The following is a 22,980-nucleotide window of genomic DNA, read 5'->3' as shown; positions in this document are numbered from 1 at the left end:
AAACCTACGCTTGTGTTACTTTAAACTCATTTAATAAATTATTAATTTTTTCTTCTAATTCTTTATCTATAGCTTTTTTAGTTCTTATTTGTTCAAATATCTCTGGTGCCTTCAATTCTACATAATTATATAATTCTACTTCAAATTTACTAATTTTATTGAGTTCAACATCATCTAAAAATCCTCTAGAACCAGCATAAATTAATATTATTTGCTTTTCTATTGGAAGTGGTAAATAAGGTGGCTGTTTTAGCACTTCAACCATTCTTTGACCACGCTCTAATTGTTTTCTTGAACTCTCATCTAAATCACTTGCAAATTGTGCGAATGCTTGTAATTCACGATATTGTGCAAGGTCTAATCTTAGTGTTCCTGATACTTGTTTTGTAGCTTTAATTTGAGCAGAACCACCTACCCTAGATACTGACAAACCTACGTTAATAGCAGGACGAATACCAGAGTTAAATAAATCGGTTTCTAAGAATATTTGTCCATCTGTAATTGAAATAACGTTAGTTGGTATATATGCTGAAACATCTCCTGCTTGAGTTTCAATAATAGGTAAAGCTGTTAATGAACCCGCACCTAAAGCATCACTTAATTTCGAAGCTCTTTCTAATAATCTTGAGTGTAGATAGAATACATCCCCTGGATAAGCTTCACGACCTGGAGGACGGCGTAAAATCAAGCTCATTTCACGATAAGCTACTGCGTGCTTACTTAAATCATCATAAACTATTAAAGCATGACGAGAATTATCTCTAAAATATTCACCCATTGTAACGCCTGTATATGGTGCAAGATATTGCAATGCTGCCGCATCACTTGCAGTTGCACTTACTACTATAGTATAATCCATAGCACCATGTTCTTCAAGTTTTTTAACAACTTGAGCAACAGTACTTTGTTTTTGCCCTATCGCAACATATATACAAATTACATCTTGTCCCTTTTGATTAATTATGGTATCTACAGCCACGGTTGTTTTCCCTGTTTGTCTATCTCCAATAATTAATTCTCTTTGTCCACGACCAATTGGTACCAAAGCATCTATAGCCTTAAGACCAGTTTGTAAAGGCTCATGGACACTTTTTCTAGCCATAATACCTTTAGCTTTTTCTTCTACAAAAGCAAACTTACTAGTATTAATAACACCTTTAGCATCAATTGGTTCACCTAAGGCATTAACAACACGCCCTACTAATTCACCACCAACTGGAACTTTTAATAATTGCTTTAATCTCTTAACTGAACTACCTTCTTTAATTTTTGAATCTGAACCTAAAACAACGATACCAACACTGCTTTCTTCTAAATTCAGCGCCATACCTTTTTCACCATTTTCAAATTCAACCATTTCACCAGCCATAACATTTTTTAAGCCAAAAACATTAGCAACACCATCGGCTACTGAAATCACCTTACCTGTTTCTTCGATTTCTAAATTTAAATCAAAATTTTCAATTCTCTCTTTTATAATTGAACTAATTTCATTTGCATTAAAACTCACTCTTGCTCCTTAAATTACTTTTATTATATGCTGTTTTAGTTTTTCTCTTAATGAAGTATTTGAAACTGTAATTTCATACCCTAAGTCTTCTATATAAACCCTAATCTCATCATTATTACTAATAATATTTTTTAATTTTATATTTTTAGAAAAACGTTCACTAAGTTTATTTTCATAAATTCTTATATCGTCATCTAAAATACTTTCCTTAGAATATATAACACCATAACAAATATTATCTTCTAACGCTATTTTTTTAACTAAATTATCATAAATAAGTGGAATTAACTCCAATTTATTATTTAATATTAAAACCTTTAAAAAATTAATAAATTCCTGTTTAGTATTTTGCAACAAGCTAAGCAAAAATCTAATTTTAACATCTGATTTTATATCAACCGCTTTAATTACTTCTAATAATTTTTTATCTTTAAAAGCATAACTTAAAATTTCTAAGTTTAATAAAAATTCTGATCTATCATTTCTATTCATTATTATACTTGAATACTTTTCCATCAGCTTACCTTTTTATAAATAATATCTAATAATTCTTTTTGTTTCAAATTAATATTAGACTTTAATATCTCATCAAGTAACTCATCAACAACTTCTAATTTAGCTTTTCTCTCAGCAAAAATTTTATGCTCATTGTGAGTTTTTTCTAACTGACTGATTTCAGATTCAACATCTTTTAATATATTTTCACCAATTTTTTCAGCTTGTAATTTAGCTAAAGCAACTATCTCATCAGCCTCATTATTAGCTTTTTCTATTCTTTTAATAGCATCTTCCTTTTTTTTCTTTGCTTCATCTAAATCTTTTTCAATAGTTATTAACCGATTTTGTATAGAGCTAATCCTACTGTTATATATAACCTTAACTTTATCAGCAATTAAGTAATACATAATAATCACAAAAATTACAAAATTGATACTTCTAGGTAATATATCAGTCTCTGAAGCTAATAAAAAACTAGGTAATAAAATCAAAATTATCCTATTCATAAAACACCTCTAAATTCTATCCAAGTTAGACTTGATTACAGCATTACAAACAACTAATTCTTCCCTTAGTTCATTTTTAAACTTTTCTTTTTCTAACATCAAATTAGATGTAAATGCACTAAATTCTTCATCTAAAGCAAGCTTCTTCTTATTAACCAAATCAGCAGCTTTATCTTTAGCAACCTTAATATGCTCATTTTTAATACTTTGAGACTTTGCTCTAGCATCAGCATAAATCTTACCAATTAAAATTTCGTTGTTGTTAACATCAGAATTATTTTGATTAATCTTATTTTCATCTTCTCTAATACCTTCTTCTCTATTTGACATAAAATTTAAAAGAGGTTTATAAAGAATATTGTTTAAAACCCAAATAAGAATTAAAAACAAAACCCCTGTTATCAACATCAACTTAGGGTCTAAATCATCAAACATTTATTCTCCTTAAATGTAATATCTAACAATACTAACATAAAAAAATGAAAATATGTTTAACTTAATATTTTTTTATGCAATTTTGAATAAAATTTAATGTTTTCTCATCTTGTAAGTTGAAAATAATATTATAATTATTTATTTTAAAATTAATTTCTAATTTCCTCAATTTTTCTATTACTTCTAAATCAATATTAATAGTTTTTGATTTACCTTTAAGCTTATTAGCTAATTTTTCGCAATCTCTAACATTTAATTTTTGACCTATTACTGTATTAACTAAAATTTCTTCATCCTCTAACTGACCAGCAATAACTTTTGCATGACCAGCTGAAATTTTACCGTCAATTATATATTTTTGTGTTTTTTCATTTAAATTTAACAATCTTAAAGTATTCGCAATATTTGTTCTACTTTTTTGAATACTTTGTGCTAATTCATCTTGAGTTAAATTTCTAACTCTCATAATCTCTTTATATGCTAAAGCTAATTCTATGGGATTTAAATCTTCTCTTTGAATATTTTCAAGTAAAGCCAATTCTCTTGTTTTGCTTGAATCTATATTAGCAATAATAGATCTTATTGTTTTATTACCTAAACTTTTAACAGCTCTTAATCTTCTTTCACCAGCTACTAAAAAATATCTTGTTTTACTTTCTAAAATCTCACCATTTTCTTTAGCTTTTTCACATAATTCATTAGCATCAATTATAACTATAGGTTGTAATAAACCATGATTTTTAATAGAATTAGCTAACTCACTTATAGTATTTTCGTCAAAATACTTTCTAGGTTGATAAGGATTAGGTGAAATATCATCAATTTCTATATCTTTTATAGTATCTAAATCATTATTGAATGTATTACTAAATTGTTCATCATAAATTAATGAAATATCATCTAATAAATTTTCAAGACTCGAACCTAAAGACTTCTTTGCCATTTTATAATCCTATTAAAGACTGAGCTAAATTTTGATATGCTATACAACCTGGTGATTTTATATCATATAAAACTATTGGTTTGCCAAAACCTGGACATTCTGCAAGCTTTATATTTCTTGGTATCAAAATAATTTCACCATTTTTCTTAAATAATTTTTCATTAAAATGCTGCTGCAAATCAGCAACGGTTTCTTTAGATAAATTATTCTGAGAACTATACATAGTAGGCAAAATACCCCTAATTTTTAATCTAGGATTCATACTTTTTTTAATAGTTTTTATAGTATTAAAAATCATAGCTAAACCTTCTAACGCATAAAATTCACATTGCATTGGAATAATTACATCAGTACTTGCCACTAAAGCATTTATAGTAATATTACCTAAAGATGGTGGTGAATCTATTATAATAAAATCATATCTAAGCGCTACATCTTTTAATGCTTTAGATAAAATTTGCTTAATGTTATTATTTCCTATCTCCTGTTCAAAACCAGTCAATAATATATTAGATGGGGCTAAATCTAAATTATCAAGATTAGTTTTCAATATAATATCATTTAATGTTTTTTTACCAGTTAAAACATGGTAGATATTAAACTCATAATCACTTCTTTTAAATCCATATCCTGTAGTAGCATTCGCTTGTGGGTCTAAATCTATCAATAAAACTTTTTTTTCTTCGACAGCCAAAGAAGCTGCTAAATTCACTGCCGTTGTTGTTTTACCTACCCCACCCTTTTGATTAGCTATTGTTATAATTTCACTCATCTTAAACTATATATCCTTTTGTTATCTACTAAAATAGAACCATCTTCATATAATTTTACATCATTTAATGAATAAGTATTATCATCATTTTTAAAATAAAACGACCTACTTAATTCAAAATCACTCTTATAATAATCAAAAATTTCTTTCCAAGAAATATTAAGATTTATTCTATCAAAAAAAGTTTTAAGTAATGTTGAATATGAAATATCTATATCTAAAATATTAGCATCTACTGGTGCTGTAGTTATGTTTATACCAATACCACAAACTAATTTATCTTTTATTTTTGCAGTAATTAGCCCTCCAATTTTTTTATTATCTAAATAAAAATCATTAGGCCATTTGATAAAAACTTTTGAACCAAATTCTTTTAAGACTATTTTCATTATCATAGAATAATATATACTAGCTGATTGAATAGGTAAATCATCTGGTAAATTATCATTAAAAAAAGATAAATATAAATTATTTTTTATATCTAAATTAAATTTATTATATTCATCAAAAAATATAAAATCTATATCTTTAAAATACTGATTATGAATCTTAGAATTTATATTGCCAAGTGAATCAGTATTATCGCTAATCCAATTTCTATTACAAGAGCCAATTCCGTTAGTTTGTTTAAGCGTAGCCAATGCAAATGCGTGTTCTTTAAAACCATTTCTAATAGCATTTATAAGCTCAACTTGAGTTGAACTTATACAATTACAAAAAGCTAGATTATACAATGTTATCTCCTTGTTTTAACCTTTTACCATTTACATATACATTAGCATCTAAAGACTTTTTACCTGCATCTTGCAATTTATAAACTTTTAAGCTGCCTTTTTTACAAGTTAAAATTAAATAATTTTTACCTATTTCTTTTATAAGCCCTTCTTTATTATCACTTTCACATTCATTCAATTCAAGTTCATTTAGCTTTAAACCATTTTCTAAAAATATATTAGGCCAATCATAAAATGCTAAATATTTTTGGTATATTTCTTTAGCATTATTTAGCTCAATTAAACCATCTTGTTTTTTGATAATTTTTGTATGAGTTACCTTTGAATCATCTTGTTTAATAGGTTGAAAATAATTTGGATTTTCTAAAAATTCCAAAAGCATTTTTGCTGATAATTTAGACATTTTTTCAAATACTTGTGGAGAATTTAAATCCTTAATATTTAATTCTTGTTGATATAAAATATCTCCAGTATCAAGACCTATATCCATATTCATAAGTGTAACTCCACTTACAATATCACCATTTAAAATAGCACTTTGTATAGGTGAAGCTCCTCTATAATAAGGAAGTAAACTAGCGTGAGTATTAATACAAGGTGCTATGTCTAAAATCTCTTTTGGTAGTATTTTTCCATAAGCTGCAACTATTATAAAATCTGGTTTTTTATTGCTAATTAAATTTCTAATCTCTTCATTATTTCTTAAGCTTTTTGGTTGTGCTAATTCTAAGTTTAGTTTTAACGCAATCTCTTTTACCGGACTTGGAGTTAATATTTTTTTTCTTCCAACTTCTTTATCTGTTTGGGTTAAAACTAGACTTACATTATGAAATTTACTAAGCTCTTCTAAAATAAATGCCGAAAATTCGGGCGTGCCCATAAATACTATATTTTTTTTCATGATATACCTAAAAATTAAGATATGTTATTCAAATAACATTTTTGATAAAGATAATTTTAACTCTTTAATACCATCATTAGTAACTGAAGATATTTTTGTAACAAAAACTAAATTATCATATCTTTTTAAATACTCATTTAAAAGTTCTAATTCTTGAATTAAATTCTCTTTAGCCACATCACATCTTGTGATTGCAACTGCAAATTTAAAATCATTCAAGCCATAAGCTTCAAGTTCTTTGTATAAATTAATAAATTGTTCTTTAATGCTCATTTCTTTAAAACTATCTAGCATAAATAATAAGCATTTTGACCTTGATATGTGTTTTAAGAACTCATATCCTAAACCTTTTCCTTCGCTAGCACCTTCTATAATTCCTGGTATATCAGCCATTACAAACGAGTAATCATTAATATCTACAACACCTAATTTTGGAGTAAGAGTTGTAAATTCATAATCAGCAATTTCTGGCTTAGCATTACTTACTATACTAATTAAAGTAGATTTTCCAACATTAGGATATCCAACTAATCCAACATCAGCAATTAATTTTAATTCAAGTCTTACTTCTAGACTTTCTCCTTTTTTGCCAGGTTGAGCGTATGTAGGTCTTTGATTAACAGAACTTTTAAAATGTCTATTTCCAAGGCCACCTAAACCACCATTTAATAAGACTATTTGCTCTCCTAAACTCGTAAAGTCATGTAAGATTTCATTGGTATTAATATCAATAATTTGAGTACCTATTGGAACTTTTATTTCTAAATTCTCGCCTTTTTTACCACTTTTATTTCTAGGTAATCCACAATCACCATTACTAGCTTTTAAATGTGTTTTGCCTTTAAAATGCGCTAAAGTATGAAGATTATTATCACAAATAACCACTACATCGCCACCACGACCGCCATCACCGCCATCAGGACCACCTAGTGGAACATGTTTTTCACGGCGAAATGAGCTAGCACCCGCTCCGCCGTTACCAGAGCTCAGCCTAATTTTTATACTATCAACAAACATTACCTAAGCTCCTTTTAATTTAAATTATACTGCAGGATATACAGAAACTTTTTTGCGGTTTTTGTCTTTTCTTTCAAATTTAACAAAACCATCAACTAAAGCAAAAATAGTATGATCTCTTCCCATACCAACATTTGCTCCTGCGTGAGTTGCTGTTCCTCTTTGGCGAATAATAATATTTCCAGCTCTTACAAATTCTCCACCAAATTTTTTAACACCTAAACGTCTACCTATAGAATCTCTATTATTTTGAGTTGAACCTTGACCTTTCTTGTGTGCCATTGTATTTCTCCTTACGCTTTAATTTCTTTTACTACTACGCGAGTAAATTGTCTTCTAAAACCTCTTTTTAATTTAGAGTCTTTTCTTCTTCTTTTCTTAAAAATTACAACTTTTTTATCTTTTCCTTCGTTGATAACTTCAAGAACAACTTTCGCTCCACTAACAAAAGGGGTACCAATTTTTAATTCTTTATCGTTAACAGCTAAAACATCTGTAACTTCTACGATAGACTTTTTCTCTGCTTCAAAGCGATCTAACTTTAATTCGTCGCCAACACTTACTTTGTACTGCTTACCGCTATGTTTAAAAATAGCATACATAATTCATCCTTTGTAATTTAGTAAGTCCCATCAAGCACTTTAAATATTAGAAATTTAAAGATTTAAATAAGCTTAAATGAGTTGTAAAAAGCGAATATTATCAAAAAATAATTAATTTTTATTTAAAATTGTATTTTTTTTGCTACACTAATAAAAATAATTCAACTGAAGGAAATTTTGATATGAGTTTTAATGGAAGAGATGAATTAATTGATTCTAGCATTGATTACTTTGAAAAATACACACATAAATTTATAAATAATATACAATCATACTATAAAAATGAAGGCAAGGCTTTAACTAGAGAAACACTAGAAAGTTATCAAGAACTTTATTCTATGTTATTAATTAAAAAATTTGATATAGAAGTAGGAAAAAAAATATCCAACTCAAAAGATTTTGACAAGGCTTGTTTTTTTGAATTTCTTTTAATCACATATATTGATTTTTCTAAATATGTAGAGAACAATAATTTAGATACAACTTTGCTAATATATTTAGCCAATGCTCTTAATAGATACATTGCAATATTTTTTAAATTTCCTTTAAACGAGCAACAAAACAATCAAACTAATGTATTTTCTAATAGTAACTATGGATTTTTTATACAAGAATCATTTATTGATACATTCAAAAAGATGAAAAGTATAGGTGAAAAACTTGAATTTTTAAATTTATACAATGGTGTACCAGTAAGAACTTTTGGTGAAATTTTACAAGTAGATAATAATAGTATAGTAGTAAAACTAGATTTAATGCAAATACTTGCTATGAAAGAAGAAGAAAATGCTTATATAGTACAAAATCAGTACCTAAAGAAAAATATTAAAGCAAATATATTATGGTGTAATATAGCAAATTGTACAGTATGCCTGAATGATTTTGAAAACCAAATGCATATGTACGCATTAAAAAGAATGTATCCAAGAGTCCATCCTAATGAATTCACAAAAATAACTTTAACGCATGATGATGGAAGAAGTATCAGTGGAAAATTATTTGACATATCAGAAGGTGGAATCGGAGTTGTTTCTACAGAAGATATAGGTTTTAAAAAAGGTGATATTTTAAAATCACATATAAAATTACATATACCTAACAGCAATGAAAATGTTGAACTCGATTTAAATTTTAAATTAGTAGTTTTGATTGTATATCAAAATGCTTATAGGTATTGTTTAGAAATATTACCTAATCAAAAAGATTCTATAAAAATTAAAGAATTTGCTGTAAAAAGAGTTGAAGAAACTCTAATAGAGCTTAAAAACCAGCTAGAATTATATAAAAGAGATTAAGATATGAATTTTATTACATTTATAATTGACTTATTTACAAATAATAATTTAATTTGTATGTTAATAGCCTATTTAATAGGCTCAATTCCTTTTGGATTAATATATGCTAAAAAATTTGCGAATGTTGATATTAAATCTCAAGGTTCAAAAAGCATAGGAGCTACAAATGTATTAAGAGTTGTAAAGCAAGTTAATCCAAAATTGGCTAAAAAATTAGCAATAGCTACTATGTTAAGTGATTTTTTAAAAGCTATGCTTCCAATTTGTATTGCTATGTTTTTAGATATAAATGAAGCAACAATTTGGGCTATGGCAGTTCTTAGTGTTATAGGACATTGCTATAGCATATTTTTAAGCTTTAATGGCGGTAAAGGCGTAGCTAGTGGGGCTGGAGCTTTAATACTATTAGTTCCTTATTCTGTAATTATAGGTCTTATTTTTTGGCTAATAATCGGAAAAGTATTTAAAATATCTAGCTTAGCATCATTAATAGGATTTAGTATTGGAGTAATTAGTGCAGAATTTTTATACCCTAATATTAGTATTAATTCTCACGCACCAATATATTTAATATTATTTTTTGTGTTCTATAAACATATACCAAATATTATTAGATTGATTTTTAAAGACGAATGCAAAGTCATATAAAAATAAAAACAAAATTTAAATGTATAATAGGCTTATTGGAATTTGAAAGATTAGAAAAGCAGACAATAAGCCTAAAAATAAATGCAAAAGCTGATAGTTTTTTAGACTATGCTAAAGTAACTAAATTATCAAAAAAATATTTAAAATCAAAAAAATTCTTTACCCTAGAAAAAGCTAATAAAAAACTAGCAAAAAAAATAAAAATCAAATTTCCACAACTAAAAAAAATAAAAATTGAGATTATTAAATTAGAGATTATGAAAAACACAAAACTTAGTGCTAAATACAAAAAAAAATATTAAAATAACTTTAAAAAAACTTGAATATTTGCTTAAATTGTGTTAGCATAACTTTAATTTTATTTTAAGGAAAAAAAATGCGTATTTTAATTGTAGAAGATGAAATATCATTAAATAAAACCCTAGCAGAAGGATTAACTGAATACGGATATCAAATTGATAGTTGTGAGAATTACAAAGATGCGGAATACTATGTTGGTATTAGAAACTACGATTTAGTTTTAACTGATTGGATGCTACCAGACGGAGATGGTGTAGATTTAATATATACAGTAAAACAAAAATCAGCTAGAACTTCTGTTATAATACTATCAGCAAAAGATGATAAAGATAGTGAAGTAAAAGCGTTAAAATCTGGTGCCGATGATTATATTAAAAAACCTTTTGACTTTGATGTATTAATTGCTAGAATTGAAGCAAGACTTAGATTTGGTGGGTCAAATACAATTAAAATTGATAATTTAGAAATAGACCCAGATGAAGAAAAAATTACTTATAAAGGTAAAGAAATTGAATTAAAAGGTAAACCTTTTGAAGTATTAACCCATCTTGCAAGACACTCTGATCAAATAGTATCAAAAGAACAATTATTAGATGCAATTTGGGAAGAACCTGAACTTGTAACTCCTAATGTAATTGAAGTTGCAATCAATCAAATTAGGCAAAAAATGGATAAGCCTTTAGGTATCTCAACTATTGAAACAATAAGAAGAAGAGGCTATAGATTTTGCTTTCCAAAAAAAGCATAAGCAATAAATTTTTTATACAACTAGCCAGTACTATTACTGTACTAGTTGTTATATTTTCTATACTTTCTTATCAAATTTTAAAATTCAGCATAATGAAAAACGAATTTGATGCGTTAACACAAAATGCTGTAAATATAATTAAATTTGATAAAAATTCTAATTTTACCATTCATAAAGATTATAAAATAATAAATCTTAATAAAAAAAATGAGAAGGCAAATTTTAAAATTATTAGTGAAAATAATAAAAAGATATTAATTCTTACCTATCCGTATAATAATTTTGGTGATTATTTAATATTAAAAAAAGACATAACACAAACCATAAAAATATTAGATACTATATTCATAGGATTACTATTAACTATAGCCATAGCGATAACTTTGATTATTTTTCATTCTTTATTTTTATCAAGAATATTATCTATACATCTTAAAGAATTGGGGCTAAAAATTAGTAAATTTGATGATGATTTTAAAAATAAACTTAATACAAATGATTATCCATTAGAATTTAAAGAAGTCATTAATGGAATAAATAATTTAATTAATAGAATTAAAAATTATAACTCATCACAAAAAGAATTATTTATAGGAATAGCACACGAATTAAAAACACCATTAGCTGTTATGAAAGCTAAAAATGATGTAACATTAATAAAGCAAAGAAATAATGATTATTATATTGAAACAATCAAAAATTCAAATAATAGTATAGAAAATATGAATAAAGTCATAAATGAAATTCTTAAAGTTGGTAGATTAGAAGGTGCTCAATTTGAAGAAGCAAATGAAATTGATTTAATTGATTTTATAAAACAAGAAAGCAAAAATTTTAGCCTTTTAGGTACAAAAACTGGACAAAAAATAGATATTGACTTAAAACCAAATAATCTTATAATGAAAATTCAAAAAACTCTATTTTCACAAATTTTACAAAATTTTATACAAAATGCTTTTAAATTTTCTCCAGAAAATAGCACTATAAAAATAAGCTCCGAAATAATTGATGGGTATTTTTACCTATATATAGATGATGAAGGTTGTGGATTAGACGAAAATAAAGACTACTTTGCACCATTTAAAAGATATGGAAATAAAGAAGGTGTTGGACTAGGACTATATTTATCAAAATCAGCAGCAACAGCATTAAAAGCTAATATAAATTTAATAAATAGAAAAGATAAACAAGGCACTAGAGCAATGTTTAAAATAAAATTAAAACATTAGAAAAGAAGAAAAAATGGCAAAAAGAACAGCAATAATTGATTTAGGTTCAAACGGCGTTAGAATGGCTGTATTTGAAAAAACTTCAAGATATGGTTTTTATATATTAAACGAACAAAAAGTTAAATTTCGTTTAGCTCAAGGTGCTTACGAAAACAATAATATATTATCAGAAAAACAAATAAAAAAAGCTATAGAAATTATTAAATATTTTAAAATACAAGCAAAATATTTATCATGCAATAAAATTTTTTGTGTTGGAACTTCAGCATTAAGAGATGCAAGTAATAAAGATATTTTTATAAATGCACTAAAAAAAGAATTAAAAATAAATATTAAAACATTAAGTGGTGAAAATGAAGCATATTTAAGTGGTTTTGGAGCTATTAATTTACTACCTAAAATAGAAGATGCTATATGTCTTGACATAGGTGGAGGAAGTGCGGAATTATGCCTAATACAAAATTCAAAAGTTATACAAACTTTTTCATTAGACCTAGGAACAGTTAGACTTAAAGATTTATTTAAAGATAAAATAAATAAATTAGAAAAATTTATAGACTACTCATTAGAAAATATACCTAGTAATTTTAAATCTACAAATTTAATAACTATAGGTGGTTCTTTAAGAGCAATTAGTTCGGCTATAATGGAAAAAAATGATTATCCGCTAAGTCAAGTGCATTCTTTTTCTTACGAATTCAATAAAGAAATTGATTTTATTGAAAAAATAATAAACTGCAAAAACGCTGAACTAAATTCATTAGGAATAAAAAAAGAAAGACATGATACCATAAAAGTTGGTGCATTAGTATTTTTAAAAATAGCACAAAAGTTAAAAATACAAAATATTATAACAAGTGGTGCTGGAGTTAGAGAAGGAATTTATTTAAAAGATTTATTCGGTAGACATCAAAATTTTCCGATTAATTTTAATCCTAGTTTAAAAAGTTTAGAAGATAGATTTTTAAAAATAAAAACAAATTCTTTAATAAAAAATACTAAAAATTTATTTATGTGTTTAAAAGATATACATTATGTTGATGATAAATATTTATTTCATTTAAACTACGCTTCAAGAATAAGCGAATTAGGATTGCTATTAAGTTTTTACTCAAAGCACAAGCATAGTTCATATTTTATATTAAATGGATTAAATTTTTGCATAAAACATGAAGATAAGGCTATTATATCAACTATAATAGAGCAACATGGCAAAAAGATAAATTATGAAAATTTAAAATTAAAAAAATTATTACCAGATGAAAATACTATATCTTGGCTTAATTTTATACTTGCATTTTGTAGAGCCTTAAATAAAGCCTGTGAAAACGAAATTTGTAATTTTACATATAAAAATAAAACTTTATACATTGAAAAAAATACAAATAATTTTATAATACATGAAGCGATTAAAAAAATAAATAAACCTAAAAGTTTTAATATCTATATCAATAACGAAGAAATTTAAAATATTTTGTAATTTACCTATCGTAGATTACACCCATATCTACGATATTCAATATTAATTTTCTATTATTAAATATCTTATAAATTTTATAAAAAATATTTATTTTCTTATAAATATCCTAAAAAATTTTATAAAAAATGTCAAAAAAAATTAATGAAAAATATTAAAAAAAATAATACAAAAATATTCAAAAAAAAATTAAATAAAATTCAATAAAAATTTTATAAAAAATTCTAATTTTTTTTAAGTAAAATTTTATTTTTTTTTGCGACAATATTAATCTATTTTTTTTAAGGAGTAAATATGAGTGCTAAATCATATGTAAACGAAACTTTAGACCTAATAAAAAGAGTTTCATCAAGACAACCTATTTTTTTACAATGTGCTACTGAAGTGTTAAAATCTATAACACCTCTTTTAGATTTAAACAAACAATATGAAGAGCATGCTGTATTGCAAAGAATGGTAATGCCGGAAAGAACAATCATTTTTAGAGTTGTCTATATAGACGATAAAGGCCATGCACAAACTCATTTTGGATATAGAGTACAATTTTCTAGCGTTCTTGGACCTTATAAAGGTGGATTAAGATTTCATCCAAGCGTAAATTTAGATATTCTAAAATTCCTTGCATTTGAACAAATTTTCAAAAATTCATTAACAGGCTTACACATAGGTGGTGGAAAAGGTGGTGCTAACTTTGATCCTAAAGGTAAAAGTGACGCTGAAATTATGAGATTTTGTCAAGCATTTATGAGTGAACTTAGTAAACACATAGGATATTCTACTGATGTTCCTGCAGGTGATATTGGAGTTGGTGCTAGAGAAATAGGATATATGTTTGGTGCTTATAAAAAAATTACTTCTAAGTTTGATGGCACTCTAACTGGTAAAGCTATTAATTGGGGTGGTTCATTAGTTAGAAAAGAAGCTACAGGTTATGGAGCAGTATATTTTGCAAATGAAATTTTAAAAGATAACAAAGATAGTTTTGAAGGAAAAACTTGTGTAGTATCAGGCAGTGGCAATGTTGCTATTTACACAATTGAAAAATTACACCAATACGGTGCAAAAGTAGTAGCTATAAGTGATAGTGATGGTTATGTATATGATAAAGATGGTATTGATTTAGAACTACTAAAAGATATCAAAGAAGTTAGAAGATTAAGAGTAAGTGATTATGCAAATGAAAAAAAAGGTGCTGTATATATATCAAAAGTAAATTATGAAAAAGGCACAAATGGAGTTTGGAGTGTTCCTTGTGATTGTGCTTTCCCTAGTGCTACTCAAAACGAACTAAGTTTAGAAGATGCTAAAAATTTACATAAAAATGGTTGTAAATTAATCGCTGAAGGTGCTAATATGCCTTGTACTTTAGAAGCACAAAAATTTATTTTAGATAGTGGAATTTTTTATGCACCTGCTAAAGCTGCAAACGCTGGTGGAGTTGCTACAAGTGGTTTAGAAATGCAACAAAATGCAAATATGACATCTTGGACTTTTGAAGAAGTAGATCAAAAACTTCATGCCATAATGAAAGATATTTATACAAGAACAAGTGAAACAGCTAAAGAATTTGGTTTTGAAAATAATCTAGTAGCTGGTGCAAATATAGCTGGATTTAAAAAAGTTGCAGATGCAATGATAGAACAAGGTTATATTTAAGCTGAAAGCCCTATAAATTAGGGCTTATATATATTAACTTTTTTACATTATTATATCTATTCAATTTTACAAAAAATAGGCACATTATGAAAAAAGTATTGTATATATCTATGTTTAGCTCTTTAATATATGCACAGAATATAACTGGTGTAGAGTTTAAAGGTCTTTACCATTTATCAAATGAACAAGCACAACAAGTTGCTGATTTAAAGCAAGGTGATGAAATCAATGTTTATAAAATCAATCAAGCTATAAAAAATTTATTTTCATATGGTTTTTTTGATGATATTTTTGTAGAAAATTCAAATGGAAAATTAACTTTCAACGTAATTGAAAAACCTTTCATAGCAAAAGTGGATGTTAAAGGAACATCATCAAATGATATGAAACAAATTCAAAGTTTTATATCAATTAAAAAAGGTGAAGCATATAACGAAAAGAAAATAAATGATGCAAAGGAAAAAATAGTACTTTACTATCAATCTCGTGGATATTATGATAGCCTTGTTGAAGTTGATAAAGAAGAATTACCAAATAACGCTGTAGCTCTAGTATTTAACATAAATAGAGGTGAAACTATAAAAATACAAAAGGTTAATCTAGTTGGTTCTGAAAAGCTAAAATACAAACATTTTGACCCAGTAATAGCAAACAAAGAAAAGGAATTTTTAGGTTGGTTTTGGGGCTTTAATGATGGTAAATTATATTCTACTGAATTACCTAATGATCCAGCTAGAATTAAAGATGAATATCTTAAAAAAGGATATCTAGATGCTACTATATCAAATGCATTTTTAGAAGCAAATATGCAAAATTATACTGCTGAACTAACATACTACATATATGAAGGTAAAAGATATAAAATAGAAAGTATTAGCATAGAAAATCCATTAGAAAATGAATTAAAATTAAATATAAAAGATTTAAGAAGCAAAAAAGGTAAGTATGTAAATTCCGAAAAAATAAAATCTGATATAGATTACATATCTACAAAATTCCAAGATAAAGGCTACGCTTTAGTGAATGTTTATCCTGATATAAGCAAAAATGATGAAAGAACTATAATAGATATAGACTTCAAAGTTGAACTTGGAAATAAATACAACATAGGTCAAGTTATAATAAAGGGCAATGATAAAACATTAGATAAAATAATAAGAAGAGAGTTATATTTAACTGAAGGTATGCAATTTAGTAGAACTGATTTAAATGACAGTATATTATCTCTTAAAAAGACTGGATATTTTGATGATGTAAAAATCACACCTCAACCAAATCAACTAGGAAGTATAGACTTATTAGTGGAAGTAAAAGAAAAACCAACTGGTTCTATAACTGGTGGTATAGGCTATAGTACGTCTGATGGATTTTTACTAAATGCATCAGTAAGCGATAGAAATATACTAGGAAGTGGATTGCACGGTGGTATAAACATTGAAAAATCAGATAAAGATGTAACAGGAAAAATATTTTTAAATAACCCTAGAATTTTTGATAGTAAATTTTCATCAGGAATTAGTTTATATAGTTACAAAAGAGATTGGGATACCTATGAAGAATATAACCATGGTTTAGAGCTTAGCTTAGGTAGAGAAATTGGTAGATTCTGGGGAGTTGGTGCCATTTATAATTATGAAAAAAGTGATTTGAGAAAAGCAACATATGAAATGATAAATAGTGGCGAAAAATTAGGAAAATCAACAAAGTCAGCTATAACTCCTTACATTTACTTTGACAATACTGATGATTATTACTTGCCTAGAAGTGGTATATTTGCTAGAGCTGCTTATACTTATGTAGGACTTGGTGGAACTCAAAGATATAAAAAAGCTGCATTTGATTTTAAATATTATAAAGGCTTAAAAGAAGATTTTGATACTGACATAATTTTTAGATTTAAAACTTCTTATAACCACATATTTGATTACAATAAAACACCTATTAACTCTAGATTATACTTAGGGGGTTTAGGTTCTGTTCGTGGATTTGAAAGCGATACAATAAGTCCTAAAGGTATAGGTAAATTAGGAGCTATATATGATAAAGGTGGTGCGAAAAGTTTAAATTCAAGTGTTGAATTAAATTTCCCTTTAATTGATAAATTAAAATTAAGAGGTTCAGTATTTTATGATTATGGTATGATAGGTGAGAAAAAACTTAGTGAAATTAAAAAAGAAAGCGTTGGTTTAAGTCTTGACTGGACAACACCTATGGGGCCATTAAATTTTGTTTTCTCTAAACCTCTAAATAAAAAAGATGGCGATAAAACAAATACATTTGAATTTAGTATAGGAAGTACTTTTTAGGAGAAGTTAATGAATCTTGCAGATATATTTAAAATTAGAAGAACACAATCAAAGCCAAATGAAGCACCAAATCATTGGGTAAAATGTGATAATTGTCATGCTTTAATGTATTACAAAGAAGTTGCAAGTTGCTTTAATGTGTGCCCTAAGTGTGGCTTACATATGAAATTAAGCCCTAGTGAAAGAATAGAAATGCTAGTTGATGAAGGAAGTTTTGTTGAATATGATAAAACTTTAAGAGCAAATGACCCATTAAAATTTGTCGATTCTAAAAGTTATAAAAAACGCTTAAATGAAAGTGAAGATAAGACTGGTAGAACAAGTGCGGTAATTTCAGGCGAATGTAAAATCGGTGGAATTGGCGTTCAATTATGTGTATTTGATTTTTCTTTTATGGGTGGTTCGCTAGGAAGTGTAGAAGGTGAAAAAATAGTTCGTGCAGTTCAACGTGCAATGCAAAAAAAAGAAGCGCTTATAATAATTAGTGCAAGTGGTGGTGCTAGAATGCAAGAAAGCACATATTCACTTATGCAAATGGCAAAAACATCAGCTGCTCTAAAATTATTATCTAAAGAAGGGTTGCCATACATTTCATTACTTACAAATCCAACTTTCGGAGGAGTTTCAGCATCATTTGCTTGGCTTGGTGATTTAGTAATAGCTGAACCTATGGCACAAATTGGTTTTGCTGGTGCTAGAGTTATTAAGCAAACTATAGGAGCTGATTTACCTGAAGGATTTCAAAGTGCTGAGTTTTTATTAGAGCATGGTTTAATTGACGCTATCGTAAAAAGAAGCGAACAAAAAGAATTTATAACTGATTTTTTACGATATTTTAAATGAATTTAAATATTTACTACATACAAAAAAAAATTGATACAAATGAGAGATTAGAGAATAAATATATAAAACTTATCTCTCAATTTGCAAAAATAAATATTAATAATATATTTTCTAAACAAATTGCAAAAGCACATGAAATAGGTATAAACGAGGCTAAAGCAGAATATACTAAAGCCTATAGTCAATATAAAAAAAATTATTCTATAGCTCTTAGTGAAAATGGTAAAAATATAAATAGTTTTGAATTTGCTAATTTATTAAAAGATAAAAATGAGATAAATTTTTTCATAGGTGGTGCTTATGGATTTAATGATGAATTTTTAAATTCTTGTGATTATGTTGTAAGCTTATCAAAACTAACATTCTCCCATGAATTAGCTAGAATATTATTACTAGAACAAATTTATAGAGGAATTTGTATAAATAAAAACCATCCATATCATAAGTAGAAAGGAACAATTATGAAAGCAAAAAATTTTTTAATCTATTCAATATTATATATTATTTTATTTGAAGTAATATTAATATTATTCTTTAATGAATCAATTCTAAACACAAGTATATTTACATTAACAATATTTAATTTTTCATACAATTTAGAATTACAAAATTTAATATGGATTAACATTCCAATAATTATTTATATGATTTTTTCTATAATATATTTTTATTATTCTTTTATGTCGATACATTTTATAAAGAAAAAATTAAAAAAAGATGAATCTAATTTTGAATCTTTTTTAGAAAAATTAGTATTAGATAAAAAGGAAAAATATAGTTTTAAAACTCAAGAATTTAAAAATATAAGTGAATTAATAAAAAATCTATACTATGAACAAATTAATACAAAATCTAATAAACTAAATTCCGCATTAGCTCTAAAGTCTATGTTGAATAATAATGAAGTTTGTGATTTAAAACCTTTTAAGTTAAATAAAGACAATTCATTATATATAAAAAACGAAATCAATAAAGCTAAAACCGATTTAAGTTATGCTTATAATATTATAAAAAATAAAATAGATATAAATAATGAAATTACTCTAAATGCCTACATTAACATATTAAATAATGATATTTATGCAAACATAAAAATGCTCAAAATTAAAAAATCAAAAAACGATGTTCAATTATTGCTAAAAAGATATTATAACGATGAGTTAAAACTTAGCAATGCTGAATTAGAAATTCTAATATCAAGTATAAAATTTGATGAAAATGAATATATTAATATAGCAAAAAAATTATATGAAAAAATAGAATCAAATAGTTTAAAAGCTATTTTTAAAAAAATACAAAATGAAAACAACGAAGCAACACGAGCATATTTATATATATTAGCAAAATTAGCAGAATATGATGAAATAAGAGATATAATATATTCACAAGAAAATAAATTTGATGATTTTGAGTTATTAATATTTTTAAAAGAACAAGGTAAAACATATAATGTTGACAAACTTATTTTCTAATTCTAAACCATTATTTTTAGCACCTATGGCAGGACTTAGCGACCTTGCATTTAGAACTCTAGTTAAGGATTATGATTGCGATGTTACAATAAGTGAGATGATTAGCTCAAATGCCTTAGTATATGAGAGCGAAAAATCATTTAAAATGCTTGAAAAATCACATAATGAAAATCCTTTTATAACACAAATTGCTGGTTCAAACCCTGAAATAATAAAAAAAGCTGTTGATATTATAAATACAAAAGAAAACATACATGGAATTGATTTTAATTGTGGATGTCCAGTAAATAAAGTGATAAAACAGCATGCTGGTTCATCATTATTAAAAGACTTAGATCATTTAAAAAGACTATTAGAAATAATAAAAAAAAATAATAAAACAGGAACCACAAGTGTAAAGATTAGAATAGGATTTGATGAGTGTGAAATAGAAAAAATAATTTTAGCATTAAATGAATTGGAACTAGATTTTATAAGCATTCATGGACGAACTAGAAAAGGTATGTATAGTGCTAAAGTTGATTATAATGCAATAGGACTAGCAAAATCTTTATCAAAAACAAAAATAATAGCAAATGGTGATATATCTTATGAAAACCATAAAGAAGTATTAAAAATTACAAATGCTGATGGACTTATGATAGGAAGAAATGCTATAGGAAATCCTTGGATTTTTTCACAAATCAAAAATAAAAATAAAGAAATAAATAAATCAAAAATAATCCTACATCATTTTGAATTAATGTGTAATTTATATGGCGAATTTGCTTGTTCTATTTTTAGAAAACACCTTCATGAATATTCTAAATGTAGTCCTAATGCTAGCAATTTTAGAGATGAAGTCAATAGAATAAATAATCACACAAAAATGCAAAATATAATAGAGGAATTTTTTCAATGCAAAAACTAATTAAAAGTTTAGATTTAAATGATTACTTAGATGAATTATGTTCAAATTTTGCTAGAGAAAAACCTATTTTTATACAAGGTGATACAAATTTACATTTAAAAAGAATAGAAGAATTATGTGAATATAATTTAAAAGAAATCAAACCTATAAAAGATTTAACAAATAGCCTTAACCACTTAAGTAAAAAAGGTATATTACATTTAGATGAAATAGAAGAATTTATAAAAATAATATCATATTTTAAATATCTTTTCACAATACAATTCAAAAATTCATTTAAAAATTATTTAGATAAAATAATAATTCCAAAAGATATAGAAGAGGTTACAAAATATTTTAAAGATGATAAATTTGATGAAAATTTAGATGAAAAATTAATCACTATAAAAGAAAAATTAAAAGAGCTAAACAATAGAATAAACCAAGAATTAAGAACAATTTTAAATAATTCAAAAATAGCTAGTTATGCAATAGATACACAAATTCATTATATTAATGATACTGAATGTATTCTTTTAAGAGGTGGTTTTTTAAAAATACTTGATGGTAACATCATAGCTAGAAGTAATGGTGGTGGGTTTTATGTAGAACCATTAAGTATAGCAAACTATAAAAATGGGATAAAAAGATTAAATAAAGAAATTGATGAAATAAAATATGAGTATGCTAAAAAATTTAGTGAAATTTTACACAAAAATTTATTATTTTTAAAATTTATAAATAAGGAATTTGATTTAATTGATGGATATATTGCAAGAGTTATTTTTGCTAAAAAAAATGACTTAAACTTTGTAATACCTAGCAATGATGAAAAAATAATTTTACATGAATTTACTCATCCTGTCTTAACAAATCCAAAACCAATAAGTGTAAATTTTAATGAAAATGTTTTACTTATTACTGGTGTTAATGCTGGTGGAAAATCTATGCTATTAAAAAGTATAATGGCTGCTAGTTTTTTATGTAAATATTTAATTCCTATGAAAGTTAATGCTAACAAATCACATATAAGTCCATTTAAAGAATATATTAGCATTATACAAGACCCACAAAATTCTAAAAATGATATATCAACATTTGCTGGAAGAATGCTTGCATTTGCACAAATTAATGGAAAAAGAAATTTTTTATTAGGAATAGATGAGATAGAATTAGGAACTGATTTTGAAGAGGCTAGTTCGTTATTTTTTACACTAATAACGGAACTAAAAAAATATGGAAAAATAATAATAACTACACATCATAAAAGATTAGCAATGTTACTTGCAAAAGAACAAGGTGTAGAATTATTAGCTGCTTTATATGATTTAAAAAATGAAAAACCAAAATATGAATTTTTAGCTGGAATTATTGGCAAATCATACGCTTATGAAACAGCTTTAAGATATGGAATTAGTCCTGGTTTAATAGCTAAAGCCAAAGAAAGCTTTTCTCAAGAAGAACAAAATATTAATGAGATGATAAATAAAAATTTAGAATTAGATGCTAAATTAAAATTACAAATTTCTATAAATGAAAAAAAAGAAGATAAATTAAATAAATTATTAGAAAATTTAAAAGATAAAGAAGCTAAATTAATAGAAGAATATAAAACAAGAAAAAATGAACTAGAAAATGAATATTTTAAAGCTATAAATGCTGCCAAAAAGACCTTAGATTTTACTGATTTAAAAGATAAGCAAAGACAAATCAATGTAGCAAATAATTTAAAAAAAGAAATAAAACCTGATATTATTGTAAGAGAAGAATTTAAAGTCGGAGATTTTGTAAAATATGATAAAATAAAAGGAAAAATTATAGCATTAAATAAAAATATTGCAACTGTTCAAAGCGATATGATAAAATTAAAGCTAGATATATCAATGTTAAAACACTCAGGAAATATTCCAAAACCTGCAAAATCTCAAATCAGTTATGAAAAAAATATTAAAAATGCTAGTGTAAAACTAGATTTGCACGGACTAAGAGTTGATGAGGCTATAGAAAAACTTGATAAATTTATATCTGATGCTCTTATAGCTGGTTTTGATGAAGTGATGGTATATCATGGAATAGGAACTGGAAAATTAGCTATGGCTGTAAAAGAATTTTTAAATGCACATAAAAACATAAAAAGTTTCAGTGATGCTCCTGCTAATCAAGGTGGATTTGGTGCAAAAATTTTAAAATTATAGGAAT

24 protein-coding genes are annotated in these 22,980 nt (G+C 25.8%); 13 read left to right on the top strand and 11 right to left on the bottom strand.

Annotation, left to right across the window (positions count from 1 at the left end):
* Positions 1-4: 4 nt before the first annotated feature.
* The 11 genes from atpA to rplU form a co-directional block, all read right to left on the bottom strand.
* Entirely contained in the window at positions 5-1,510 is a 1,506-nt protein-coding gene (gene atpA / locus NY022_RS06275) for a F0F1 ATP synthase subunit alpha (RefSeq protein WP_267524504.1), read from the bottom strand.
* A 9-nt stretch (positions 1,511-1,519) separates the two neighbouring features.
* Entirely contained in the window at positions 1,520-2,026 is a 507-nt protein-coding gene (locus tag NY022_RS06270; protein WP_267524502.1) for a F0F1 ATP synthase subunit delta, read from the bottom strand.
* Positions 2,026-2,514 (bottom strand): F0F1 ATP synthase subunit B, encoded by a 489-nt coding sequence (locus NY022_RS06265; RefSeq protein ID WP_267524500.1) that lies wholly within the window; start codon positions 2,512-2,514, stop codon positions 2,026-2,028. The genes NY022_RS06270 and NY022_RS06265 overlap by 1 nt, the downstream gene beginning before the upstream one ends.
* A 9-nt stretch (positions 2,515-2,523) precedes the next feature.
* The gene (locus NY022_RS06260) at positions 2,524-2,949 is read right to left on the bottom strand and encodes a hypothetical protein (RefSeq protein ID WP_267524498.1); all 426 of its coding nucleotides are present in this window, start codon (positions 2,947-2,949) and stop codon (positions 2,524-2,526) included.
* A gap of 61 nt (positions 2,950-3,010) precedes the next feature.
* Positions 3,011-3,892: a ParB/RepB/Spo0J family partition protein gene (locus tag NY022_RS06255; RefSeq protein ID WP_267524496.1), complete on the bottom strand. Its 882-nt coding sequence runs from the start codon at positions 3,890-3,892 to the stop codon at positions 3,011-3,013.
* 1 nt (position 3,893) lies between these two features.
* Complete coding sequence (locus NY022_RS06250; protein WP_267524494.1) at positions 3,894-4,664, bottom strand: ParA family protein; 771 nt, start codon at positions 4,662-4,664, stop codon at positions 3,894-3,896.
* Positions 4,661-5,398: a biotin--[acetyl-CoA-carboxylase] ligase gene (locus NY022_RS06245; RefSeq protein WP_267524492.1), complete on the bottom strand. Its 738-nt coding sequence runs from the start codon at positions 5,396-5,398 to the stop codon at positions 4,661-4,663. The genes NY022_RS06250 and NY022_RS06245 overlap by 4 nt, the downstream gene beginning before the upstream one ends.
* Positions 5,391-6,299, bottom strand: coding sequence for a methionyl-tRNA formyltransferase (gene fmt / locus NY022_RS06240; protein ID WP_267524490.1), 909 nt, complete (start codon positions 6,297-6,299; stop codon positions 5,391-5,393). The genes NY022_RS06245 and fmt overlap by 8 nt, the downstream gene beginning before the upstream one ends.
* Before the next feature lie 24 nt (positions 6,300-6,323).
* Positions 6,324-7,316 carry a GTPase ObgE gene (obgE, locus tag NY022_RS06235; protein WP_214149696.1) on the bottom strand — a complete coding sequence of 331 codons (993 nt, stop codon included), beginning with the start codon at positions 7,314-7,316 and terminating at the stop codon, positions 6,324-6,326.
* A 24-nt stretch (positions 7,317-7,340) separates the two neighbouring features.
* Positions 7,341-7,598 carry a 50S ribosomal protein L27 gene (gene rpmA, locus NY022_RS06230; protein WP_214117382.1) on the bottom strand — a complete coding sequence of 86 codons (258 nt, stop codon included), beginning with the start codon at positions 7,596-7,598 and terminating at the stop codon, positions 7,341-7,343.
* 11 nt (positions 7,599-7,609) lie between these two features.
* The gene (rplU, locus tag NY022_RS06225) at positions 7,610-7,918 is read right to left on the bottom strand and encodes a 50S ribosomal protein L21 (RefSeq protein WP_214117383.1); all 309 of its coding nucleotides are present in this window, start codon (positions 7,916-7,918) and stop codon (positions 7,610-7,612) included.
* 182 nt (positions 7,919-8,100) lie between these two features.
* On the opposite strand from rplU, the gene NY022_RS06220 reads away from it, so the two are divergent.
* The 13 genes from NY022_RS06220 to NY022_RS06160 all read left to right on the top strand — a co-directional run bounded on the left by NY022_RS06220 (position 8,101) and on the right by NY022_RS06160 (position 22,976).
* Complete coding sequence (locus tag NY022_RS06220; RefSeq protein ID WP_267524486.1) at positions 8,101-9,213, top strand: PilZ domain-containing protein; 1,113 nt, start codon at positions 8,101-8,103, stop codon at positions 9,211-9,213.
* Positions 9,214-9,216: 3 nt separating this feature from the next.
* A complete protein-coding gene (gene plsY / locus NY022_RS06215) occupies positions 9,217-9,861 on the top strand; it encodes a glycerol-3-phosphate 1-O-acyltransferase PlsY (RefSeq protein WP_214117385.1) in 645 nt (214 codons plus the stop codon).
* Positions 9,846-10,163, top strand: a complete 318-nt coding sequence (locus NY022_RS06210; RefSeq protein WP_214117386.1) for a dihydroneopterin aldolase — start codon at positions 9,846-9,848, stop codon at positions 10,161-10,163. The genes plsY and NY022_RS06210 overlap by 16 nt, the downstream gene beginning before the upstream one ends.
* A gap of 74 nt (positions 10,164-10,237) precedes the next feature.
* Complete coding sequence (hsrA, locus tag NY022_RS06205; RefSeq protein WP_267524484.1) at positions 10,238-10,909, top strand: homeostatic response regulator transcription factor HsrA; 672 nt, start codon at positions 10,238-10,240, stop codon at positions 10,907-10,909.
* A 92-nt stretch (positions 10,910-11,001) separates the two neighbouring features.
* Positions 11,002-12,138: a sensor histidine kinase gene (locus tag NY022_RS06200; RefSeq protein ID WP_267524482.1), complete on the top strand. Its 1,137-nt coding sequence runs from the start codon at positions 11,002-11,004 to the stop codon at positions 12,136-12,138.
* 13 nt (positions 12,139-12,151) lie between these two features.
* On the top strand, positions 12,152-13,606 hold the full coding sequence (locus NY022_RS06195) for a Ppx/GppA phosphatase family protein (protein ID WP_267524480.1): 1,455 nt from the start codon (positions 12,152-12,154) through the stop codon (positions 13,604-13,606).
* Between the two features lie 303 nt (positions 13,607-13,909).
* Positions 13,910-15,271 carry an NADP-specific glutamate dehydrogenase gene (gene gdhA, locus NY022_RS06190; protein WP_267524478.1) on the top strand — a complete coding sequence of 454 codons (1,362 nt, stop codon included), beginning with the start codon at positions 13,910-13,912 and terminating at the stop codon, positions 15,269-15,271.
* An 86-nt stretch (positions 15,272-15,357) separates the two neighbouring features.
* Positions 15,358-17,577 carry an outer membrane protein assembly factor BamA gene (bamA, locus tag NY022_RS06185; RefSeq protein WP_267524477.1) on the top strand — a complete coding sequence of 740 codons (2,220 nt, stop codon included), beginning with the start codon at positions 15,358-15,360 and terminating at the stop codon, positions 17,575-17,577.
* A gap of 9 nt (positions 17,578-17,586) precedes the next feature.
* Positions 17,587-18,420 (top strand): acetyl-CoA carboxylase, carboxyltransferase subunit beta, encoded by an 834-nt coding sequence (gene accD / locus NY022_RS06180; protein WP_267524475.1) that lies wholly within the window; start codon positions 17,587-17,589, stop codon positions 18,418-18,420.
* Positions 18,417-18,869: a 23S rRNA (pseudouridine(1915)-N(3))-methyltransferase RlmH gene (locus NY022_RS06175; protein WP_267524473.1), complete on the top strand. Its 453-nt coding sequence runs from the start codon at positions 18,417-18,419 to the stop codon at positions 18,867-18,869. The genes accD and NY022_RS06175 overlap by 4 nt, the downstream gene beginning before the upstream one ends.
* A gap of 12 nt (positions 18,870-18,881) precedes the next feature.
* Entirely contained in the window at positions 18,882-19,892 is a 1,011-nt protein-coding gene (locus NY022_RS06170; protein ID WP_267524472.1) for a hypothetical protein, read from the top strand.
* The gene (locus NY022_RS06165) at positions 19,870-20,802 is read left to right on the top strand and encodes a tRNA dihydrouridine synthase (protein WP_267524470.1); all 933 of its coding nucleotides are present in this window, start codon (positions 19,870-19,872) and stop codon (positions 20,800-20,802) included. Before NY022_RS06170 ends, NY022_RS06165 begins: the two co-directional genes overlap by 23 nt.
* Positions 20,790-22,976 (top strand): endonuclease MutS2, encoded by a 2,187-nt coding sequence (locus NY022_RS06160; protein WP_267524468.1) that lies wholly within the window; start codon positions 20,790-20,792, stop codon positions 22,974-22,976. The genes NY022_RS06165 and NY022_RS06160 overlap by 13 nt, the downstream gene beginning before the upstream one ends.
* The last annotated feature ends 4 nt before the right edge of the window (positions 22,977-22,980 follow it).

It is taken from the genome of Campylobacter sp. MG1 (genome assembly GCF_026616895.1).
Taxonomy (GTDB): Bacteria; Campylobacterota; Campylobacteria; order Campylobacterales; family Campylobacteraceae; genus Campylobacter_E.
The sequence above is the reverse complement of the archived record's forward strand: the minus strand, read 5'-3'. Positions and strand labels throughout refer to the sequence as shown.